This window comes from Caldisericota bacterium, from assembly GCA_034717215.1.
Lineage (GTDB): Bacteria > Caldisericota > Caldisericia > Caldisericales > Caldisericaceae > UBA646.
Genome location: JAYELD010000164.1, coordinates 1 through 4,280 on the forward strand (window position 1 = coordinate 1; position 4,280 = coordinate 4,280).

At 35.8% G+C, this 4,280-nt stretch carries 6 protein-coding genes; 1 reads left to right on the plus strand and 5 read right to left on the minus strand.

All coding sequences use genetic code 11. The features are described from left to right. The 5 genes from U9Q18_06790 to U9Q18_06810 form a co-directional block, all read right to left on the minus strand. Nucleotides 1-308 (minus strand): ribosome recycling factor (locus U9Q18_06790; GenBank protein ID MEA3314065.1); only part of this gene is annotated, 308 nt, incomplete at its 3' end. Nucleotide 309: 1 nt separating this feature from the next. Continuing rightward, complete coding sequence (pyrH, locus tag U9Q18_06795; GenBank protein ID MEA3314066.1) at nucleotides 310-1,023, minus strand: UMP kinase; 714 nt, start codon at nucleotides 1,021-1,023, stop codon at nucleotides 310-312. After that, nucleotides 1,024-1,614: a translation elongation factor Ts gene (tsf, locus tag U9Q18_06800; protein ID MEA3314067.1), complete on the minus strand. Its 591-nt coding sequence runs from the start codon at nucleotides 1,612-1,614 to the stop codon at nucleotides 1,024-1,026. Continuing rightward, nucleotides 1,611-2,396: a 30S ribosomal protein S2 gene (rpsB, locus tag U9Q18_06805; protein ID MEA3314068.1), complete on the minus strand. Its 786-nt coding sequence runs from the start codon at nucleotides 2,394-2,396 to the stop codon at nucleotides 1,611-1,613. The genes tsf and rpsB overlap by 4 nt, the downstream gene beginning before the upstream one ends. 197 nt (nucleotides 2,397-2,593) lie before the next feature. Further along, nucleotides 2,594-2,770 carry a hypothetical protein gene (locus U9Q18_06810; GenBank protein MEA3314069.1) on the minus strand — a complete coding sequence of 59 codons (177 nt, stop codon included), beginning with the start codon at nucleotides 2,768-2,770 and terminating at the stop codon, nucleotides 2,594-2,596. A 99-nt stretch (nucleotides 2,771-2,869) separates the two neighbouring features. Between U9Q18_06810 and U9Q18_06815 the strand changes: the two genes are divergently transcribed. Further along, entirely contained in the window at nucleotides 2,870-4,171 is a 1,302-nt protein-coding gene (locus U9Q18_06815) for an MBL fold metallo-hydrolase (GenBank protein MEA3314070.1), read from the plus strand. Nucleotides 4,172-4,280 lie beyond the last annotated feature (109 nt).

Below are 4,280 nucleotides of genomic sequence, written 5' to 3' on the forward strand. Positions count from 1 at the left end.
GGAAGAATAATTGTTGTTCCATCATTACGAGGCATAACCCCAAGATTTGCCTTAAGAATTCCTCTTTCAACTTCATTCAAAAGCGATTTATCCCACGGTTCAACAGCAAGAACTCTTGATTTAGGAACTGAAATTGATGCAACCTGTCTGAGTGGAACAGTTGTTCCATATGCCTGCACGCGAACAGAATCAAGTAATTCAGGCGCAACCCGTGTCGCACGAACACGGGAAAACTCTTTTTCCATGGCTTCTATTGCCTTTTTCATTTCATCTTCTACTTCCTGATAAATCTTTTTTTCTAACTCCATTCTATCCCTCCTTTATATGCGTTCCCACACCGCCTTTTAATACAGCTTTAACCAAATTGCCTTTTGTCTTCACATTAAACAATACTATAGGCATTTTAAACTCCCTACAGAGAGATACGGCAGTTGAGTCTATTGCTCTTAAATTTTTTACAAGAAATTCAGTATAAGATATGGAAGTATATTTATGGGCATTATTGGTCTTTGCTGGGTCAGCAGAATAAATTGCATCAACTTTAGTCGCCTTAAATATAGCATCTGCTTTTATTTCTATTGCTCGTAATGCTGCAGTAGTGTCCGTGGTAAAAAAGGGAAGACCTGTTCCTCCCGCAAATATAACAATTCTTCCTTTTTCAAAATGCGCTAGCGCTTTTGCAAGAATGTATGGTTCTGCAACTTGCATAAGGCTTAACGACGACATAACTCTCGCATCAATTCCATTTTTTAAAAGCGCATTTTGAAGCGCAAGAGCGTTAATAACAGTGGCAAGCATGCCCATATAGTCAGCAGTGGTTCTATCTATATGAAGCTCCTTGCTTTCTGATCCTCTAAAGATATTGCCACCACCTATTACAATTCCAACTTCTACACCGTCTGCCTTTAGTGTCTTTACTTGATCAGCAATCTCCTCTAATACTTTAACATCAATGCCAAATGCCTTTTTCCCAAGAAGAGCCTCTCCGCTAAGTTTTAAAAGAATCCTTTTATAATGTGCCAATTATACCTCCCCTATTTTAAAGCGAACAAACCTCCCAATTAAAATATTTTCACCAAACTTGGCTATATGTTCCTTAATAAGATCAGCTATAACGATCTTTTCGTTTCTTATATACGGAAGTTCAAGAAGACAATGTTTTTTGTAAAATGACTCGACCTTGCCAGCTATTATTTTTTCAACAACATTAGCTGGTTTTTTATCGCCTTCGAATTGCTTCGCATAGATCTCTCTTTCCTTTTCAATTAACTCTGTAGGTACTTCGTCTCTTGAGATGTAATCAGGGTTAGTAGCAGCAATCTGCAATGCAATCTCGTCAGCAAGTTTTTTAAACTCGTTGGTTCTTGCAACAAAATCTGTCTCGCAGTTCAATTCAACCAATACTCCAAGTTGAGCACCTGGGTGTATATATGCCGTTATAATGCCTTGATTTGCCACTCTTCCAAACTTTTTAACTGCTTTTGCAACACCTTTTTCTCTTAAAATTTCAATAGCTTTTTCAATATCGCCATTCGCTTCGGCAAGGGCTTTCTTGCAATCAATAACGCCAGCACTTGTCTTTGCACGTAATTCTTTAATAAGATCTAGACTCATTTTGACACCTCTTCATCAAGTTCTTCTTTAATCTCTTCAGTACTGTCTATATTTTCTTCCTCACTCTTAACTTTTTCCTGCCTTTTTTCTTCCTCTACTCTTCCTTCTTTTCCTTCGATGACTGCATTTGCAATAACCGATGAAAATAATCTAAGAGATCTAATTGCATCATCATTTCCAGGAAGGGAATAATCCATTTCTTCAGGATCTGAATTAGAATCCACAATGCCTATCACTGGGATATGTAATCTCCTTGCCTCCAATATCGCACTACGCTCTTTATGTGTATCTGTCACGAAGATCGCGGCAGGAAGAGAAGTTACATTCTTTACTCCTTCAAAAAGTTTACGTAACTTAGCAAATTCTCTTTCGACACTTACTCTCTCTTTAATAGGTATAGAATCAAGATATCCTTCTGCAATTAATTTTTCAAGTTCATTTAATCTCCTAATGCGGGTTTTAATGGTAGAAAAATTAGTAAGTAAGCCTCCTACCCACCGCTGGTTCACATACATCATACCGCATCTTTCTGCTTCCTCTTTTACAATGTCCTGAGCTGCTTTTTTTGTTCCTACAAAAATTACAGTTTTTCCTTCTTTTGCAAGATTAGAAACAAAATTATTCGCCTCAGCCACCTTCTTAATGGTAATCCTTAGATCAAAAATATGAATTCCATTTCTCTCTGTGTAGATGTACTCTTTCATCTTTGGGTTCCAGCGCTTTGTCTGATGTCCAAAATGTACACCAGCTTCAAGCAGTTCTTTCATTGTTATAATTGCCATTGCTACTACCTCCTATTGTTTTTCCTCCCCTCTTTCTTCTTCTCAGGAACACATTTGTGCACAATCCTGAGAATCCAAAGGGTGCGAATTTATATACTATATTAAAAGAGAATCAGAAAAAATCAAGTCTTTAAAAATTATTCTGCTAACCACATCCCTTATGCAAATCTATTACGACAACCTATTTGCTACACTCTTTATATTGCCTGAAAAAAAGAATTTTTCCCAAATTTTCTAATCTTTTTTACAGGTATTCCTGTTTCCCTTGAAAGTATCTCTATGATTCTTGGGCCACAAAACCCCATTTGATAACGCCCGAATCCTGCTGATGTCCTAATTTTAACACCCTGCACAGTTATTGCTCTTTTTTTCATTTATTGACTTCCATATTTTACCGATTCTTGTTAATATTGCAACTTGTGTTTTAAAAACAGGATGGTATAATTTTTTAAAAAGACAAACGTGAGGAAAAAATGAAAATAATATTTTTTGACGGAGTAAGAGAAATTGGTGGCAATAAAATTATTATTGAAGAAAATGGCACAGCTATACTCTTCGATTTTGGAAAAAGAAACAATGTTTACTTCAATGATTCACTTGTTGGAAGAAACTGGAAAGAAATCCATGATCGCATTGCAACAAAAGAACTTCCGCCATTACGGAACTTCTATAAAAAATGGCCTATATCATCAAAAAACTCAATTGATATCGATATAAAAGCAGTATTTTTTTCACACGCTCATCTTGATCACATTGGACTCATTGATCTCATAGATGATTCACTAGAAAAGTATATGAGTAACTATTCCAAAGAAGTTCTCAGTTTCTTTGAAAAAAAGGGAATCATAAAAAATAATGTCTCAAATATAAAAATAATGGACAAACCCGTTAAAATCGGACCGTTTACTGTACATCCTATACCTATTGACCACGATATCCCCGGAGCTCTGGCCTTCCAGATAGAGACCTCGAAAGGAAATATATTCTACACTGGCGATATTTATTTTCACGGAAGAACAAATGAAAAATCATGGAATTTTGTTAAATATACAAAAAACAATAACCCCTATATATTAATTACAGAAGGAACACGTTTTGGGTGGAAGTTTGTTACAAGCCTTACAGAAGAGCAGCTAAAAAAACAGGCAATTAGCGTGCTTGAGCAATACAACGGAATCCTTTTTGCAAATCCATATGAACCACACATAGACAGAATCCGGACATTTTTTGAAATTGCAAATGAGAAAAACAAAAAATTTGTAATAACCCTGCCTTATGCCTTTATATTAAACCGTTACTCTGGTATAGGAGATACATTTGCAAAAAACATTCTTTCATCTCCTAACACATTGATTTATAAATCTGAAGGAATGCCTAATACGTGGGAAAATGAGCCCAAAGGAACATTTGTTGATGCAGCATATGTCTGTAAAGATCAGAAAAATATTGTAATGCTGCTTGACTTTATGAGCACACCGGAGCTTATAGATATAAAACCTGAAAAAGGTGCGCTATACATTCATTCAGGTGGAGAACCATTGTCAAGCATTGACGCAGAAAATGCAAAAATTCTTCTAAATTGGCTAAAGATGTTTAATATGCCATATTTTAATATTCACTCGCCAGGGCATGCGGCACAACCGGACCTACTACATATGGCCCGGGAAATTAACCCCGAAATCCTGCTTCCCATTCACACACAGATTCCTGAAAGATTTGAAATTGCATCTGACAATGTTAAAATACTTGAAAAAGGCGTTATATATAATTTTTAAAAAAAAACCATAATCATTAATGGCTGCTGTACAAGAATTAAAGGACTTAAATGAAAAATCAGCAATGAAATTTAAGAATGAAATAATTCACTACCGCAAGCATTTACTT

Coding starts and splice junctions, on each gene's coding strand:
- rpsB (MEA3314068.1), bottom strand. CDS start 2,396: ATGGCAATTATAACAATGAAAGAACTGCTTGAAGCTGGTGTACATTTT.
- U9Q18_06815 (MEA3314070.1), top strand. CDS start 2,870: ATGAAAATAATATTTTTTGACGGAGTAAGAGAAATTGGTGGCAATAAA.
- tsf (MEA3314067.1), bottom strand. CDS start 1,614: ATGAGTCTAGATCTTATTAAAGAATTACGTGCAAAGACAAGTGCTGGC.
- U9Q18_06810 (MEA3314069.1), bottom strand. CDS start 2,770: ATGAAAAAAAGAGCAATAACTGTGCAGGGTGTTAAAATTAGGACATCA.